This window comes from Paraburkholderia mimosarum LMG 23256 = NBRC 106338 (assembly GCF_000739815.1).
GTDB lineage: Bacteria > Pseudomonadota > Gammaproteobacteria > Burkholderiales > Burkholderiaceae > Paraburkholderia > Paraburkholderia mimosarum.
Genome location: NZ_BBJJ01000001.1, coordinates 348,919 through 364,735 on the forward strand (window position 1 = coordinate 348,919; position 15,817 = coordinate 364,735).

Here is a 15,817-nt window from a genome sequence, read left to right on the forward strand (position 1 = left end):
CGCGAAACCATGTCCAGACATCCGATCGATCCTCACCTGCACCAACACGCGCATTGCCTGTCCTTCGGCGCGCAAATCGTCGAGGCGCAGCAAGGCAGTCCGCGTACGCGGTTTCGCTTGTGGGCCCCGTCACGCGAGCGGGTGCAACTCGAGATCGAGTGTTCGGGCAGCACGGCGCCGAAATCGATCGACATGGAGGCGACCGGCGACGGCTGGTTCGAAGCGCAAGCCGAAGCAGGCGCCGGTACGCTGTATCGCTATCGTCTCGACGAGCACCTCGCCGTGCCCGATCCTGCTTCGCGTTTTCAGCCCCGCGATGTGCACGGTCCCAGCGAAGTCGTCGATCCGTGCGCGTATCGCTGGATTCACACCGGCTGGCGTGGCAGGCCGTGGGAAGAGACGGTGCTCTACGAACTGCACGTAGGCGCGATGGGCGGTTACGCGGGCGTCGTGGCGCGCCTGCCCGAACTCGCGCAGCTGGGCATCACGGCAATCGAGCTCATGCCGATCAACGACTTCTCCGGCACGCGCAATTGGGGATATGACGGCGTGCTGCCCTACGCGCCCGATTCCGCGTATGGTCGTCCCGAAGCGTTGAAGCAGCTCATCGACACCGCCCACGGCCTTGGCTTGATGGTGTTTCTCGATGTCGTATACAACCACTTCGGCCCGGACGGAAATTATCTGCATACCTACGCAAAGCCGTTTTTCCGCGAAGCCGTGCACACGCCGTGGGGACCGGCGATCGATTTCGAACGCCCGCAGGTGCGCGACTTCTTCATTGAGAACGCGCTGTACTGGCTCAACGAATATCGTTTCGACGGCCTGCGTCTCGACGCAGTGCACGCGATCAACGACGACGAATGGCTGCGCGAGCTTGCCGATCGGGTGGGCAATGCGGTCGAAGCCGAACGCCATGTCCATCTCGTGCTGGAGAACGAGCACAACACGGCGAGCTTGCTCGACCACCACTTCGACGCGCAATGGAACGATGATGCGCACAACGCACTGCACGTCCTGCTAACCGGCGAAAGCGAGGGCTATTACGGCGCGTATTCCCAAGGGCCGATCGAAAAGCTCGCGCGCGTGCTTGCCGAAGGCTTCGCCTGGCAGGGCGATCCCTCGCCGATTCACGACGGTGCCCCGCGCGGCGAGCCAAGCGCGCATCTGCCGCCGACGGCGTTCGTGATGTTCCTGCAAAACCACGATCAGGTCGGCAATCGCGCAATGGGCGAGCGTCTGCGCTCGCTCACCGACGACCGCTCGCTTCGCGCCGCGACGGGCCTGCTACTGCTCTCGCCGCAGATTCCGCTGCTGTTCATGGAAGAGCAATACGGCTCGAAGCACCCGTTCCTGTTCTTCACCGATTATCACGACGAACTCGCCGATGCCGTCTGCGCGGGCCGTCGCCGCGAATTCGCGAAGTTTTCGGCCTTCGCCGATGAAAAGCGCCGTGCGCAAATTCCGGATCCCAACGACAAGCGAACGTTCGAGAGGTCATCGCCGAATATGGCCGACAAGGAAGATGAACTCGATCGCCTCGACTGGCTGCACTTCTATCGGTCGGCGCTGACCGTGCGAGCGAAGTTCGTCACGCCGCGGCTGAAGGGCGCGAAAGCGCTCGGTGCCGACATCCTCGCTGAGAAGGCCCTGTTCGCCCGCTGGAAACTGGGCGACGGCGAAACGCTCGCGATCGCGCTCAATCTCGCGGACACGCCAGTCGCGCTTGCCGACGCACCGCAAGGCAAGGTCATCTTCGAAACACCGGCGCGTGCACGGGACGCCACGAGCCACGGTGAGCTGGGCGCGCGAACGTTCGTGGCATGGCTCACCGGCGAGGTGAACGAATACGCCAGTGCGCACGACGCGCGGCATGTGCGCTGAGCGGTCCCGCTGCGCATTCGCTTTGCCATGCGCCTTGTTGCGCGCTTTGTTGCGCGCGATCGCCGCGCGGCATGCAATCTGCGCACCAGGAAGCAAGACGCGTGATGAATCGCTTTGTCAGCAGTCTCTTCTTTCGCGGAAGGCGTCTTTGAGCGCGCCGTCACACCTGGTGAAGCACATGCCGGTCGTCGGTGAACCGGAATCCTCCGGCCTCTCGCCGGCGGCCAGGCGAAAAAGGAGCTTTGCATGACCGGGACGTTCCCTGAGGATCCGGTTTCGGGATGGGAGAAGGCGCTGGTCGCGCGCGTGACCGGCTATGGGATCTTTCGTCTGAGCGAGTCCGGCGTGGTTTCGAGCTGGAATTCCGGGGCCGCGCTCATCAAGGGGTACAGCGCACCGGAGATCATCGGAAAGCATTTTTCGACGTTCTACCTCCCTGAGGACCGCGAGGCAGGCGTGCCCGACGCGGTATTGCAAACCGCCCGCGACTACGGCAGCTGCGAAACCGAAGGCTGGCGGTTGCGCAAGGACGGTTCGCGCTTCTGGGCGAGCGTGTCGATCACGCCGCTATGGGCCGCCGATGGCACGCTCAGCGGATTCGCGAAGATCGTCCGCGACATGACCGACAAGCGACTCGTCCACGAGGCCGTGCGCGACAGCGAGCGCCGGTTCAGATTGCTCGTGGAGGGCGTGATCGACTATTCGCTTTTCATGCTCTCGCCCGAAGGCATCGTGACGAACTGGAACATGGGCGCGGCCCGTATCAAGGGTTACGAGGCCAGTGAAATCGTCGGCATGCACTTCCGCAAGTTCTACACCCCCGAAGACGCCGCGCTCGGCCTGCCCGAGCGAGGGCTCGAAACCGCCGCGCGCGAGGGACGCTTCGAAACGGAGGGATGGCGCGTGAGAAAGGACGGAAGCCGTTTCTGGGCCAACGTCGTCATCGACGCGATTCGCGACGAAGACGGCAAGCTCATTGGCTTCGCAAAGATCACCCGCGACGTGACGGAGCGCAAGGTGGCGCAGGAGCAACTCGAGAGCGCACGGGCGGCGCTTTTGCAGGCGCAGAAGATGGAAGCCATCGGCAAGCTGACGGGCGGCGTGGCTCACGATTTCAACAACGTGCTGCAGGTGATGCGCGGCAATCTCGAACTGCTGGCGCGCCGGCACGGCCGCGATAAGTGGTCGCGCGAACGGCTCGACCGCGCGATCGAAGCGGTCGAGCAAGGCGCCAACCTCGCTTCGCAGCTTCTCGCGTTCGGCCGGCGGCAAGCGTTGCAGCCCGCCGTGATCAATCTGGCTTCGATGCTGCGCAATATGGAGGATCTGCTTCGGCGCGCGCTGGGCGAGCTGATCTCCGTGGAAATGGTGATCGACGGCGGGCTCTGGAATACGCTCGTCGACGTCAACCACCTCGAAAACGTCGTGTTGAATCTCGCGATCAATGCGCGCGACGCGATGCCTGGGGGCGGCAAGCTGACCATCGAACTCGCCAACGCGACGCTCGACAGCCACTACCACGCGCTGCCCGACGACGTCTCCGAGGGGCAGTACGTGATGCTCGCGATCACCGACACGGGAACGGGCATGCCGCCCGAAGTTCGCGATCGCGCGTTCGAGCCGTATTTCACGACCAAGCCCGAAGGCGAGGGAACGGGGCTCGGTTTGAGCATGGCGTACGGCTTCATCAAGCAAAGTGGCGGGCACATGCGCCTCTATAGCGAAGTCGGGCACGGCACCACCGTGAAAGCGTATTTGCCGAGATCGACGGAACCGGTGGCCGAAGTGGCGCCATCGACGCCGCAAGCGGTCATCGGCGGATCGGAAACGATACTCGTGGTCGAAGACGACAAGCGCGTCCAGTCCACGGTCGTCGAAATGCTCACCGAACTCGGATACGCCGTGCTCAGGGCGGACGATGCCGATAGCGCACTGGCGATCCTGCGCAGCGGCGTCAAGATCGATTTGCTGTTCTCCGACGTCGTGATGCCGGGAACGACGCGAAGCGTGGATATGGCGAGAATGGCCGCCCGTATCGTTCCGGGGCTCAAGGTGCTCTTTACCTCGGGCTATACGCACAACGCGATGGTCCATGGCGGCCGGCTGGACCCGGGCGTGCATTTGCTCAGCAAGCCCTATAGCCGCGAGCAGCTGGCGACCAAGGTTCGCCGCATGCTGCTCAAGCCGCACGCGGCGCAATCGCGGCGCGAGGCGTCGGCGGACCAGGCCAGCACAGCCGCGAGCCCGTTGTCGCTTCTCCTCGTCGACGACGAAACGCAAACGCGCGAAGCGGTGAGCGAACTGCTTGCTCAAACGGGCCACGAGGTTCTGCAGGCCGCCGACGCCAACGAGGCGCTCGACGTGCTGAACGCGAGGCCCGTGGCGATCCTGATTACGGATGTCCAACTGCCCGGGGACTCCGGCATCGAACTCGCGCGCGAGGCGCGGCGACGCAATCCCGATCTGCGTGTGGTGCTGGCTTCGGGCGGCGACCGGCCCGAGGCGCAAAGCGTGGGGTTCGACTTCGAGTATCTGCGCAAACCCTTCTCCGAGGAGCAATTGCGCGACGCCATTGAAGCCATCGTGCCCCGCCGTGCAACGAGCGATGACCCGGATCGGGTGTAGCAGATCGCGCTTCATGCCCGTCACGTTTCATCCCCCGCGTTTCATTTCCGGCGCGATGGACGCGTGATTGAGCAGTCCGACCAATGCCATTCCGCCAACGGTATTCCCGAGTAACGTCGGCGCGAAGAAACGGAGAAGGTAGTCGGAAAACGCTGCGCTGCCGCCGATGACGAGATACGCAGCCTCGACGGAGCCGGCAATGACATGCGCAAGCTGGCAGGCGCCCACGACATAGGTGATGATGCCGACGATCAGGACGGAGGCCGACCTCGAATTGGGCAAGAGCCACACCGTCAGTGCAATCAGCCAGCCGGCGAACACCGCCTTGAGCGTCGTCGCGGCGAAGGTGGCCTCGATCGTTGCGCCCGCGAGTTTCTGGAGACTGGCAGTCAGTTCGGCGGAGACCGGAAACGAGAGCAGTCCGGCAAAAATCCACGTGCCGGCGATGTTCGCCACGAGGACGATCAGCCAAAGCCGGAGCGCGGCCATCAGGGTCTTGAGATTGCGATGCGTCAGCACTGGGAGAACGACGGTCAAGGTGCTTTCCGTGAAGAGTTGCTGCCGGCCGAGCATGACAATGATGAAGCCAACACAGTAGCCCAGCGCGGCCAGCAGAGAGCCGGTGTCTTCGGGCAATGCGGAAAGCTTGCTCTTCAGCGTCGCTTGCGTATAGAACGAAAAGCCCATCGAGAGACCCGCGGCCAGCGCCGACCACAGCAGCGCAAGCGGACGGCGGGCCAGCGCCGCTTCTCCTTCCTCGCGAATGATCTCGTGAATGACGAGCGCGCGCGGGGAACTGTGCGCGGATGCCTGATCGCGCTCGCTGTCGTCCAGGTGCGGCGAAGCGGGGCCCGCAGCGTGCTCTTTCGTTTCGGCGCTTTGCGACATTGACGCTCCTGGCGGGTGAAAAGGGGCTTTCGGGTCGCCAGGATGTCCGTTCTCGCGCCCGCTTATGCAGCGTTCGTCGCGAGAGGCACGCGACGCCATACGCGCTGGAGCACGCGACGTGCCGGAGGCACGGCCCATGCGAAGTACGCGCACATGCGAGGGCACCGTGGAGAACGGCTGATGGTCGACGGTTGGCGATGTTCAGGCCCGCGCCATGCGCTGTCCAGCAATGGCATACGCCGAAGGCCAAGCCGGTTTGCATCAGGATTGGCGTCGATTAACTCAGGAGAACCGATGATGAAACCCAAAACGACGCAGAAGGACAATCACGAGGAAGCCAGGTATGACGAAGCAGTCAAGGAGTCCTTTCCCGCCAGCGACGCGCCGGCGGGCGGCGGCGCGACGAGGATCGAGGACGACGGCAAGGAAAAAGGCACACGACGCCATGACCCGAACGCGAGCTCCGATGACATGGACGAACCGACCGGCCGCGACGATTCCGATAAGTGACAAGGCGGGTGACGGGTATAGCAGATGCGCATCGTAATGGCATCGCGCAACGATGCCGCGAATGCATCTTCACGATGGCACATCACCCAGGGAAACCGACATGCGAAACGAGAACGGCATCTGCGCTGCAGGACATGGGCTCGAACACGACGACAGGACAGCGACGCCTCCGGCGGGTGCGGAGCCAGGCGAAAAGGACGAACGCGAAAAGCGCAAGCATCCTGCTTCGGAAAACGAACTGCCTTCGACGCAGGAGAAGAACCCGATACCGCCCGGCACGACACAGCGCTCCAGTCGCAGGGAGTCGTAGCCAGCGCTCGAAACGCCCGAAGTGCGCAAAGTCGCCTGACAATCAAACGGAGGATACTTCCATGAAACTCGCTCTCGCCATGCTGATTTGCGCAGGATTCGTCGCTGCGCCGCTGCCGTCCGTCGCGCAGCAAACGCAGGCCGCTGCCACCACGGCGGCCAATCCGCTGCCGGGCCCCGACCGTGATTTCGTGCAGGCGGCCTCGATGTCGTCGTCCACGGAAATCGACGCGGCCAAGCTCGCCATGCACAACACGAACAACAAGGACGTGCACAAGTTCGCCGAGCACATGATGGCCGATCACATGAAGCTCACCGCGCAGCTGAAAATGGCCGCGCCCCACGGCGTGACCGTGCCCAAGGACAACTCGGACACGTCCGTGCTCGATTCGCTGCGCTCGCTGAAGGGCGAGGCATTCGACAAGGCCTACGCGCAAAAGGTGGGACTCGAAGGTCATAAGGAAGCCGTGGCGGCGTTTCAGAAGGAAATCAGCGATGGCCAGAACGACGCGTTGAAGCGTGCCGCACAAAAGGCGCTGCCCACCATCGAAGAGCACTACCGCATGGCGCAGTCGCTTGCGCAGAATGTCGGCGCCCAGCAGTGAGTACCGCAAATTCCGCGTAGTTCGACGCGCCCGAATCTTGCGCGGCCGTGGCGGCAATCGTGCCCGGTCGCGCTTCATTCTCCTGCGTATCACGCTCCTCATTTCGCCTTGCATCGGGCGATCTGTTCTTTTGCCGCCTCGACGACGCGTTCCGGCATGAAGCCGAATTTCGTCATCAACGCCTTGAGCGGCGCCGAGGCGCCGAACGTATGCATCACGATTTGTGCGCCGAGCCCCCCGGCATAGCGGTCCCAGCCGAGTGTCGCGGCCTGCTCGACAGCCACGCGCGCATCGATGTCGGGCGGCAGCACCGCGTCCTTGTATGCCTGATCCTGAAGCTCGAATAAATCCCATGAAGGCATCGACACCACGCGCGCGTGGATGCCCTCGCGCTCGAGTGTTTCGTAGGCGTCGATGCATAGCGACACCTCGCTGCCCGTCGCCAGCAGCAGCACCTCGGGCCGCGTGCCGGCGGGCGCGTCGGCCAGCACGTAGGCCCCGCGCCGCACGCCTTCCGCGCTCGCGTAGCGCGTGCGATCGAGGGTCGGCAGCGGCTGGCGCGTAAGCACGAGGCAGACCGGCTTATGCGACTGCGGAGATTGCGCGAGCGCCACGCGCCACGCTTGCGCCACTTCGTTCGCGTCGGCGGGACGCAGCGTCATGAGGCCAGGCACACCGCGCAGCGAGGCGAGCTGCTCGATCGGCTGATGCGTGGGGCCGTCTTCGCCCACGCCGATCGAATCGTGCGTGAACACATAGACGACGTTCAGCTCCATGATCGCCGCGAGGCGTATCGGCGGCTTCATGTAGTCGCTGAAGATGAGGAAGGTCGATGCGAAGGGTCTCAGGCCCGAAAGCGCAAGGCCGTTCGAGACGGCGCCCATCGCGTGCTCGCGCACGCCGTAGTGCAGGTTGCGCCCCGCGTGGCTGTCGTGCTCGAAGCTGCGGGCGCCCTCGAATTTCAGCGCGGTCTTCGTCGAAGGCGAGAGATCGGCCGCGCCGCCCACGATCCACGGCACGCGAGCCGCGATGGCGTTGAGCACCTTGCCCGACGACTCGCGCGTCGCTATGCCTTTTTCGTCGGCCTCGAAAGCGGGGATGTCCGCGTCCCAGTCGTCGGGCAGGTGGCCCGCGAGCATGAGATCCAGTTCCTTCGCGAGGTCGGGGTAGTCCCTTGCATAGGCTTCGCGGCGTTCGCGCCACGCTTCGTGCAGGGCTTTGCCGCGCGCGCCCATGATCTGGGCGAAATGCTCGCGCACGCCGTCGGGCACGAGGAACTGCGCGTCCTCGGGCCAACCGTAGGCGCGCTTCGCGAGGCGGACTTCTTCCTCGCCGAGCGCTTCGCCGTGCGCCGCCGCCGTATCCTGCCGGTGCGGCGCGCCCCAGCCGATGATGCTCTTCACGACGATGAGCGTCGGCTTGTCGGTGACGCGCTTCGCTGCTTCGATCGCGCTTTCGAGCGCGTTCGCGTCGTTGACGTCGTCGACGCGCAGCGTATGCCAGTGGTAGCCGCGAAAGCGCGCTTCGACGTCGTCGCTGTACGCGAGATCGGTGTGCCCTTCGATCGTGACGCGATTGCTGTCGTAAATCCAGATCAGGTTGGAAAGCCGCAGATGCCCGGCCAGCGACGCCGCTTCGTGCGACACGCCTTCCATGAGATCGCCATCGCCGCAAAGCGCGTACACACGGTAGTCGAACAGTGCCGCGCCGGGGCGGTTGAAGCGGGTTTCGAGCCAGCGCTCGGCAATCGCCATGCCCACGCTGTTGCCGAGTCCCTGGCCCAGTGGCCCGGTGGTCGTCTCGACGCCGCTCGTCACGCGATATTCGGGGTGGCCCGGCGTCACGCTGCCGAGCTGGCGGAACTGTTTGATTGCGTCGAGCGGGACAGCGGGTTTGCCGGTCGGCTTGCCGTGCTCGTCTTCGGCTTTGACGTCCGCGAGATGCAGCAGCGAGTACAGCAGCATCGAGGCATGGCCGACCGAGAGCACGAAGCGATCACGGTTGGGCCACGACGGCGCGGCCGGATCGTAGCGCAGGTGGTATTGCCAGAGCCGGTAGCCAAGCGGCGCCAGCGCCATCGGTGTGCCGGGATGTCCCGAGTTGGCTTTTTGCACGGCGTCCATCGACAAGGTGCGAATCGTGTCGATGGCGAGGTGGTCGAGGTCGTGGGAGGATGGGGACGCGGCTTGGGCTTGTGACATTAGCGTGACTCCTGGCAGGGGCGCAACGCGTGCCCGGAAAGGCATGGCGGCGGAGCAACGGTTGATTGAGCAAACCCGGTGCCATGGCACGCCGATGCGGGCACTCACGGTGCCAGGCGAAATTCGGGAATCACTTCGGCGAATGAATTTACAAACGCCACGCACGAAATTGCAACCGTTCTGGCGCGGTGCCAAAGCGGATCATGCCCGCGCCGCCGTATCCCGCCGCTGATGTATTGAGCCCCTGCGCTTTGTCCTCCCTTGCGCAAAGATGCTCACTTCCGGCTAGCGGCCCACCACGCGCCAACCAGAACGCCGATTCCCGCAGCCACGCCCAGCATCGACAGTGGATTTTCCGAGACCGTATCGCGCGCGGCATCCGCCGCGTTGGCCGCGAGGCGCTGCGATTTTCCGCACAGCGCTTTTGCCTTGCCATAGAGGCGCATTTCCGGATCGTCAAGGACGTCGCCCGCCAGATCCTTCGCTTCGCCCGCGACTTCGCGCGCCATGCTCGTTGCCTTCGATTCCATGGTTGTCCTCCATATCGTTGCGTTTGCAGAAGAGCAGCCTTCGTGCCTGCGCGGCTACGTTCACTGCGAACGGTCATCGCGCGTGGCACGTGTTCTGCGCGCAAGCAAGGGCACCCGCGCGCCGCGGCGCGTAATGCACGCGGGCACGCGGCAGACGCGGTGCCTGAACCAAGGAGGCCTTTCATGAGCACGCTCGACCCCGACAACGAACCGGTTCAACCCGAGAATGCCCCAGGGCATGACAACGAGGCGCTGGGCCCCGGCGATTCGTCGGATACCGGCAGCGACACTGTAGGCGCGAAGCGCCACGATTTCGACCGCGACACGGAACTCGACGAACACGCACTGGAAGCTGGCGAAGAAGAAGCGCACAGCGACAGCGACCGCTCTGGCACGGGCGAGCGCGCCGCTGCGGATGGGGACGAAAACCTCCGTCCCGACGACGACATCTTGCCGGACTCGATCGACGATCCGGACAGCATGCAAGACACGGGCATCGGCCCGAAGGGGGATTGACGATGGGGAATTCCGATCGCAGCGCAGTCCATGCAGACCCGGCGACGGCCGACGGCGAATATCGCGTGCTGCGGCTGCCGCCCAACGCTTGGGTGCCGAACAATCAGGCCCTTGCCGTGATCCTGTACCGGCACGTGCTTCCGGCCGACGACCCGGACAGACTCTGCGACGCATTCGACCGGCGTTTCGAGCGCAATGGCTGGCCCATGCAGTGGCGAGACAGCGTGTTCGACTACCACCACTTTCATTCGACCGCGCACGAAGTGATGGGCGTCGTCGCGGGCACGGCGGAACTGATGCTCGGCGGGCCCGGAGGCCACACCGTGCGCGTGGCGGCCGGCGACGCACTGCTGTTGCCGGCGGGAACGGGCCACTGCCTGCTGGAAGGACGCGGCGGCTTCCAGGTGGTGGGCGGCTATCCGCGAGGCCAGCAATGGGACATCCGCCGCGACGCGCTGACACCGAAGGAACAGCGCGACATGCAGGCGCTGCCGTTCCCGCCGCGCGACCCGATCTATGGCGAGCACGGCCCGATGACCCAGTACTGGCACGCGCAGAGATGAGAGGTTACGCCGCGCCGACAGGCGCGCCGTTTGCGGCGTGACTCAACGTTGCGTTAAGGGGGCAAGTCATGGCGACTACAGTGAGCGATTTCATCGTCGAGCGTCTTTATCAGTGGGGCGTGCGCCGCATGTTCGGCTATCCGGGAGACGGCATCAACGGCATGTTCGGCGCCCTGCGGCGCAGCGGCGAAAAGATCGCGTTCGTGCAGGCGCGCCACGAGGAAATGGCGGCCTTCATGGCCAGCGCCCACGCGAAGTTCACGGGCGAACTGGGTGTGTGCATCGCCACGTCGGGGCCGGGGGCCGCCCATCTGCTCACGGGTCTCTACGACGCGCGGCTCGACCACATGCCGGTGCTCGCCATCGCCGGGCAGCAGGCGCGCGCGGCGCTGGGCGCGCACTACCAGCAGGAGGTCGATCTCGCCGCGATGTTCAAGGACGTGGCGGGCGCCTTCGTGCAGCAGGCGAGCGTGCCGGCGCAGGTGCGGCACATGGTGGACCGCGCGGTGCGCATCGCATTGTCGCGGCGTACCGTTACCGCGCTGATCCTGCCGAACGACCTGCAGGAGCTCGAGTACGAGCCGCCTCCGCGCAAGCATGGCACGGCGCATTCGGGCGTGGGGTATGTGGCTCCCGAGGTCGTGCCGCGCCACGAGGATCTCGCGCGCGCGGCGGAGGTGCTCAACGCGGGCCGCCGCGTGGCGATGCTCGTGGGCGCCGGCGCCATGAATGCGACCGATGAAGTCATCGCCGTGGCCGACCGGCTGGGCGCGGGTGTCGCGAAAGCGCTGCTCGGCAAGGCCGCGGTGCCCGACGATCTGCCATGGGTCACGGGCTCGATAGGTTTGCTCGGCACGAAGCCGACGGACGAGATGATGTCCGCATGCGACACGCTGCTCATGGTCGGCTCCGGCTTTCCGTACTCGGAATTTCTTCCGAAGGAGGGCGACGCGCGCGGCGTGCAGATCGACATCGACGCCGGAATGCTCAGCGTGCGCTACCCGATGGAGGTGAGCCTCGTGGGCGACAGCGCGGCCACGTTGCGCGCACTGCTGCCGCTGCTCGACCAGAAGGATGCGGCCAGCTGGCGCGACCGCATCGTCCACGCGAACGGCCGCTGGCAGCGCGTGCTCGATGAGCGCGCGCGCGCCGGCACGGGCGGCCGCGTGAATCCGCAGCGCGTGTTCACGGAGCTTTCGCCGCGCCTGCCCGACGACGTGATTCTCACGAGCGATTCGGGTTCCTGTGCAAACTGGTACGCGCGCGACCTGAAGATCCGGCGCGGCATGAAGTGCTCGCTCTCGGGCGGTCTCGCCTCGATGGGCGCGGCCGTGCCGTATGCGATCGGCGCGAAGTTCGCGTATCCGCACCGTCCCGTGATCGCGCTGGTGGGCGACGGCGCGATGCAGATGAACAACATGGCCGAGTTGATCACGGTCGCGAAGTACTGGAAAACGTGGAGCGATCACCGCTGGATCTGCATGGTGCTCAACAACGAGGATCTGAACCAGGTCACCTGGGAGCAGCGCGTGATGGAAGGCGATCCGAAGTTCGAGGCGTCGCAGCGCATTCCCGACGTGCCGTATCACCGTTTCGCCGAACTGCTCGGGCTCGCGGGCATCTACGTGGACGACGGCGAACGGCTCGGCGATGCGTGGGAGGACGCGCTCGCGGCGTCTCGCCCCGTGGTGCTGGAGGTGAAGACCGATCCGGAGGTGCCGCCGCTGCCGCCACACGTGACGCTCGATCAGGCGCGCCATTTCGCGCGCACGCTGATGGAGGGGGATCCGGAAGAGGGCGGCGTGATCGCGAATACGGCGCGCCAGGTGATGGCGACCGTATTGCCGGGGAAGAAGACGTAATCGCTTATGCAACGACAACTGCGGCGCGCTCACAACTCCCCGCGCGCCGCGAGCGCCTTGATCCGGTCGGCGGCGCGGCAGGCGATCGCCTGGATCGTCAGCGAAGGGTTGACGCCGCCCACGGTCGGAAACACGGACCCGTCACAGATCCACAGATTCGGAATGTCCCAGCTACGGCAGTCGGCGTTCACGACGCTCGTTTGCGCGTCGAATCCCATGCGCGCGGTGCCGTTCAGATGGCAGGTGTCGTCGTCCTGGGTCCAGATAGCGGTGGCGCCTGCCGCCTCCAGCGCCCGGCTCATATAGTCGAGCGAGTGGCGCACGAGCCGCTTGTCGTTCTCGCACATCGACCAGGTCACGCGCGCGATGGGCAGGCCGAGGGCGTCCTTCTCTTCGGCGAGCGTGACGCGGTTGCGCTCCTGCGGCAGCGTCTCGCCAACGATCTTCAGTCCTGCCTGGTGATTGTATTTCGCCATCTCGCGCGCGAGCGCCTCTCCCCAGAGCCCGCGGCCTGCCTGGATGCCCGCCCACACGACCGGAAGCGGCCCCTGGCTCATGTAGCAATAGCCGCCGAAGAAGTCTTTGCCGCGATCGGTGTAGTTCCAGTGCTCGGTCAGCGCGAGCGAGGGTGGTCCCTTGTACCAGCGGATCTCCTCTTTCATCGTGCCCCACGCGGCCTGGTTGGCCTGCACCATCAGATACTTGCCGACGAGGCCCGAGCGGTTGGCGAGCCCATCGGGAAAGCGGCCATTGGCCGACATCAGCAAGAGACGCGGCGTTTCGATCGCGTAGCCGGCCACGACCACGTTGCGAGCACGCTGAAAATGCCAGTGGCCTTCGCGATGGAAATGCACGCCGGCCGCACGGCCGCACGCGTTGGTTTCGATGCGTCCCACCATGGCGAGATCGCGAATCTCGGCGCCGGCGCGAACCGCGCGCGGGATCCACGTGACGAGCGCGCTCTGTTTCGCATTGGTCGCGCAGCCGACGACGCAGAAGCCGCGATAGACGCACTGGTGCGCGTCGCCGCGCGGAGCGGAGAGCGTGGCGAGCGGCGTGGGCGACCACGCGATGCCCAGCGCCTCGGCGCCGCGCGCGAGCACGAGCCCGGCCGCGTTGACTTCGTGTGCGCGGTACGGATAGCGGGGCCGCTTCGGTCCCCAGGGGTAGCGCACCGGTCCGGCGATGCCGAGCACGCGCTCGACCTCGGTGTAGTAGCGCCACATCTCGCGCCAGTCGAGCGGCCAATCCGCGCCATAGCCCAGCAGCGTGCGCGATTTGAACCACTCGGGCCGAAAGCGCAGCGACACCATGGCGAAGTGCACCATGCTGCCGCCCACCGCCTTGCCGCTGTTGTTGCTGCCGAGCTGCAAGGGGTTGTCGCCGTCGCAGATGCGCTCGTCGGTCCAGTAGAGCTTGGCCTGATGCGTCTCGTCGGAGGCGAATTCCTCCAGCGGACGCCACCACGCGCCCGCGTCGAACGCGACGACGCGAAAGCCGGCCTCGGCAAGGCGGCAGGCGAGCGTCGCGCCGCCCGCGCCGGTGCCCACGATCGCGAAGTCGACCGGGTCGTCTAGCGCGTATTCGCGCATCGGGACCCAGCCACCGGGCCGGAAGACGTCCGGCGCGCGGCCATGCTTGCCGCGCGGCGAGGCAAAGGCCGATTCCAACGAGGACGCATTAGCGGACATGGTCGTTCCCGCGCCGCGCCGCTGCTTGCGCGGCGTCGCTCTCGTCGATCGCTTCGATGCCTTCCCATGGATCGCGCCGGTCGGCGACGAGACGCACGTAGCCGCGCGGATTCGCCGGCCCGCCGAAGCCTATCGCGCTCCAGGCGGCGGGATGCGAGTAAAAGGCCGCGCAGATGTCGTGGAGCGCGCGCTTGGCGAAGAACACATCGCAGGGCATACCTTGCCATGCGCGCGAATGCAGTTCGCCGCGCTGCATCCGTTCGATGAGCGCATGCCGGCGGGCGGCGTCGAGGTCCGCGAACGGTGCGTGCGCTTCGCGCTGGCTTTCGACGTCGAGCGCAGCAAGGCCGATCGACCACGCTTCGCGCAGCGGGGGCAGGCGGCTGTCGCGATAGCCGTCGCCGCGATTGTCGAAGAGCTTGCCGTCGACGAGCGCGGCAACGCTCACCCGTGCGGGGCCGTGCGCGTCCTGCGCGGCGGGCGTGCCGTGCTGCGGCTGCGCGATCACGCACTCACAGAGCGCCACGAGCGTGCGCCATTGCGCGGGGCCGAGAAAGCGCGCGGCGTTGGGTGTCGACATGCGCGCATCGATGACACGGCGCGTGGCGTCGTCCCACGACGGCGTATCGCGTTTGGCGAGCACATCGTAGCCGGGGTACGGGGGGTAGTCGTGCGCGTTCACACTTCGGTCTCCCTCATGCGCAGCGCGGCGAGCCCCGCGATCGACAGCGCGCTGAATGCGGGCGGCGCGGGCAGCGGGGGACCGGCGAGCAGATTCTGCGACCAGTTGCGCCATCCGCCTTGCGAGCGCGCGATGCCGTTCGCGTGAAAGCCTGCGCCTGCAAAGCCGAGCAGCGTGGTGAGACGCAGCCACAGCCGCGCGAACGGGCTCACGCGCCGTGCCTGCCCGCGCGCGGCGAGCGCGGTGTGCATCAGCAGGGCCGCGCCGATGGGCGCCACCGTGACCGGCGCATACATCGCCGGATGCTGATACGCGCCGCGAAAATGCAGCAGCGCGGCTTCGGCAGCAGTGCCGATCAGTCCCGCGCCGGCCACGAGGGCGAGCGCCTTGCCGGCGGGCATGCCGAAGAGTCGCGGATCGTTCGCGGGCTCGTCGCGCAGATTTTCGGCGATAGCGCCTAGCACGCCGGAAAGCAGCAGCGCGAAGGGCGCCCCGACGGGCGCGCCATAAAAGAGGTTGTGCCAGCTCAGCCCGCCCGGCCGCTTGGTGACGTTGTAGACGTGAAACGCCGTGCCGGCCACGCCCGTTGCGGCCGCGCCCCACTGGATGCCATGGCGCAGCACCTGCGATGCGCCGCTGCGGTCCGCGCCGCCGTGCAGGCTTGCGCCGAGCGCCGCGAGCGCGCTCGCGAGCGGCAGGTACATCACCCGGTTCTCGAACGAGCCGCGATAGTGCTCCATCGCGCTGTCGGTGAGCGAGGAGAGCGCGAGGAGCGCCGCGCCGTGGTTGAACGTGCGCGCGGCGGCAATGTGCTTGTCCGTATCCGGCGCCTGCTTTGCCTCACGCAAGTTGCGTGTCGCGAATGCCGCGAGCGCGGCGCCCGCGGCCACGCTGGCAAGACCGGCCGCGATCCGGGTGGCCTGCGTCATAGCCAGACTGCTCCGGCGTGCT

14 protein-coding genes are annotated in these 15,817 nt (G+C 66.0%); 8 read left to right on the forward strand and 6 right to left on the reverse strand.

The window, feature by feature from the left end:
* The first annotated feature begins 9 nt into the window (after nucleotides 1–9).
* Both treZ and BMI01S_RS01540 read left to right on the forward strand, forming a co-directional pair.
* Nucleotides 10–1,884, forward strand: coding sequence for a malto-oligosyltrehalose trehalohydrolase (gene treZ, locus BMI01S_RS01535; protein WP_028229892.1), 1,875 nt, complete (start codon nucleotides 10–12; stop codon nucleotides 1,882–1,884).
* A gap of 246 nt (nucleotides 1,885–2,130) precedes the next feature.
* Nucleotides 2,131–4,509, forward strand: coding sequence for a hybrid sensor histidine kinase/response regulator (locus BMI01S_RS01540; protein WP_042288013.1), 2,379 nt, complete (start codon nucleotides 2,131–2,133; stop codon nucleotides 4,507–4,509).
* A 27-nt stretch (nucleotides 4,510–4,536) separates the two neighbouring features.
* Here the strand turns inward: BMI01S_RS01540 and BMI01S_RS01545 are convergent, their stop codons facing one another.
* A complete protein-coding gene (locus tag BMI01S_RS01545) occupies nucleotides 4,537–5,397 on the reverse strand; it encodes a formate/nitrite transporter family protein (protein ID WP_028229893.1) in 861 nt (286 codons plus the stop codon).
* A 294-nt stretch (nucleotides 5,398–5,691) separates the two neighbouring features.
* On the opposite strand from BMI01S_RS01545, the gene BMI01S_RS01550 reads away from it, so the two are divergent.
* The 3 genes from BMI01S_RS01550 (at nucleotide 5,692) to BMI01S_RS01560 (ending at nucleotide 6,821) form a co-directional block, all read left to right on the forward strand.
* Nucleotides 5,692–5,907: a hypothetical protein gene (locus BMI01S_RS01550; protein WP_036044073.1), complete on the forward strand. Its 216-nt coding sequence runs from the start codon at nucleotides 5,692–5,694 to the stop codon at nucleotides 5,905–5,907.
* Nucleotides 5,908–6,007: 100 nt separating this feature from the next.
* Nucleotides 6,008–6,217, forward strand: coding sequence for a hypothetical protein (locus tag BMI01S_RS01555; RefSeq protein WP_028210643.1), 210 nt, complete (start codon nucleotides 6,008–6,010; stop codon nucleotides 6,215–6,217).
* 79 nt (nucleotides 6,218–6,296) lie between these two features.
* Nucleotides 6,297–6,821: a DUF4142 domain-containing protein gene (locus BMI01S_RS01560; RefSeq protein WP_407668921.1), complete on the forward strand. Its 525-nt coding sequence runs from the start codon at nucleotides 6,297–6,299 to the stop codon at nucleotides 6,819–6,821.
* 98 nt (nucleotides 6,822–6,919) lie between these two features.
* On the opposite strand, the gene tkt is transcribed toward BMI01S_RS01560, so the two are convergent.
* Both tkt and BMI01S_RS01570 read right to left on the reverse strand, forming a co-directional pair.
* Nucleotides 6,920–9,022, reverse strand: coding sequence for a transketolase (tkt, locus tag BMI01S_RS01565; RefSeq protein WP_036044075.1), 2,103 nt, complete (start codon nucleotides 9,020–9,022; stop codon nucleotides 6,920–6,922).
* Between the two features lie 275 nt (nucleotides 9,023–9,297).
* Nucleotides 9,298–9,552, reverse strand: a complete 255-nt coding sequence (locus tag BMI01S_RS01570) for a CsbD family protein (protein WP_028229896.1) — start codon at nucleotides 9,550–9,552, stop codon at nucleotides 9,298–9,300.
* A 183-nt stretch (nucleotides 9,553–9,735) separates the two neighbouring features.
* Between BMI01S_RS01570 and BMI01S_RS01575 the strand changes: the two genes are divergently transcribed.
* The 3 genes from BMI01S_RS01575 to BMI01S_RS01585 all read left to right on the forward strand — a co-directional run bounded on the left by BMI01S_RS01575 (nucleotide 9,736) and on the right by BMI01S_RS01585 (nucleotide 12,493).
* Nucleotides 9,736–10,068, forward strand: a complete 333-nt coding sequence (locus tag BMI01S_RS01575; protein WP_028210647.1) for a hypothetical protein — start codon at nucleotides 9,736–9,738, stop codon at nucleotides 10,066–10,068.
* Between the two features lie 2 nt (nucleotides 10,069–10,070).
* Nucleotides 10,071–10,631: a cupin domain-containing protein gene (locus tag BMI01S_RS01580; RefSeq protein ID WP_028229897.1), complete on the forward strand. Its 561-nt coding sequence runs from the start codon at nucleotides 10,071–10,073 to the stop codon at nucleotides 10,629–10,631.
* Between the two features lie 68 nt (nucleotides 10,632–10,699).
* On the forward strand, nucleotides 10,700–12,493 hold the full coding sequence (locus BMI01S_RS01585; protein ID WP_036044077.1) for a thiamine pyrophosphate-requiring protein: 1,794 nt from the start codon (nucleotides 10,700–10,702) through the stop codon (nucleotides 12,491–12,493).
* Between the two features lie 29 nt (nucleotides 12,494–12,522).
* On the opposite strand, the gene BMI01S_RS01590 is transcribed toward BMI01S_RS01585, so the two are convergent.
* From BMI01S_RS01590 to BMI01S_RS01600, 3 genes are read right to left on the reverse strand one after another with little or no spacing between them, the layout of a single operon-like run.
* The gene (locus BMI01S_RS01590) at nucleotides 12,523–14,184 is read right to left on the reverse strand and encodes a GMC family oxidoreductase (RefSeq protein WP_042288018.1); all 1,662 of its coding nucleotides are present in this window, start codon (nucleotides 14,182–14,184) and stop codon (nucleotides 12,523–12,525) included.
* Nucleotides 14,174–14,866, reverse strand: a complete 693-nt coding sequence (locus BMI01S_RS01595) for a gluconate 2-dehydrogenase subunit 3 family protein (RefSeq protein ID WP_028229900.1) — start codon at nucleotides 14,864–14,866, stop codon at nucleotides 14,174–14,176. The genes BMI01S_RS01590 and BMI01S_RS01595 overlap by 11 nt, the downstream gene beginning before the upstream one ends.
* A complete protein-coding gene (locus tag BMI01S_RS01600; protein ID WP_028229901.1) occupies nucleotides 14,863–15,795 on the reverse strand; it encodes a hypothetical protein in 933 nt (310 codons plus the stop codon). Before BMI01S_RS01600 ends, BMI01S_RS01595 begins: the two co-directional genes overlap by 4 nt.
* Nucleotides 15,796–15,817: the final 22 nt, after the last annotated feature.

What these genes read in the sequence shown, in the direction of transcription:
- treZ (WP_028229892.1), top strand. Translation starts at nt 10, where the DNA reads ATGTCCAGACATCCGATCGATCCTCACCTGCACCAACACGCGCATTGC.
- BMI01S_RS01540 (WP_042288013.1), top strand. Translation starts at nt 2,131, where the DNA reads ATGACCGGGACGTTCCCTGAGGATCCGGTTTCGGGATGGGAGAAGGCG.
- BMI01S_RS01545 (WP_028229893.1), bottom strand. Translation starts at nt 5,397, where the DNA reads ATGTCGCAAAGCGCCGAAACGAAAGAGCACGCTGCGGGCCCCGCTTCG.
- BMI01S_RS01550 (WP_036044073.1), top strand. Translation starts at nt 5,692, where the DNA reads ATGATGAAACCCAAAACGACGCAGAAGGACAATCACGAGGAAGCCAGG.
- BMI01S_RS01555 (WP_028210643.1), top strand. Translation starts at nt 6,008, where the DNA reads ATGCGAAACGAGAACGGCATCTGCGCTGCAGGACATGGGCTCGAACAC.
- BMI01S_RS01560 (WP_407668921.1), top strand. Translation starts at nt 6,297, where the DNA reads ATGCTGATTTGCGCAGGATTCGTCGCTGCGCCGCTGCCGTCCGTCGCG.
- tkt (WP_036044075.1), bottom strand. Translation starts at nt 9,022, where the DNA reads ATGTCACAAGCCCAAGCCGCGTCCCCATCCTCCCACGACCTCGACCAC.
- BMI01S_RS01570 (WP_028229896.1), bottom strand. Translation starts at nt 9,552, where the DNA reads ATGGAATCGAAGGCAACGAGCATGGCGCGCGAAGTCGCGGGCGAAGCG.
- BMI01S_RS01575 (WP_028210647.1), top strand. Translation starts at nt 9,736, where the DNA reads ATGAGCACGCTCGACCCCGACAACGAACCGGTTCAACCCGAGAATGCC.
- BMI01S_RS01580 (WP_028229897.1), top strand. Translation starts at nt 10,071, where the DNA reads ATGGGGAATTCCGATCGCAGCGCAGTCCATGCAGACCCGGCGACGGCC.
- BMI01S_RS01585 (WP_036044077.1), top strand. Translation starts at nt 10,700, where the DNA reads ATGGCGACTACAGTGAGCGATTTCATCGTCGAGCGTCTTTATCAGTGG.
- BMI01S_RS01590 (WP_042288018.1), bottom strand. Translation starts at nt 14,184, where the DNA reads ATGTCCGCTAATGCGTCCTCGTTGGAATCGGCCTTTGCCTCGCCGCGC.
- BMI01S_RS01600 (WP_028229901.1), bottom strand. Translation starts at nt 15,795, where the DNA reads ATGACGCAGGCCACCCGGATCGCGGCCGGTCTTGCCAGCGTGGCCGCG.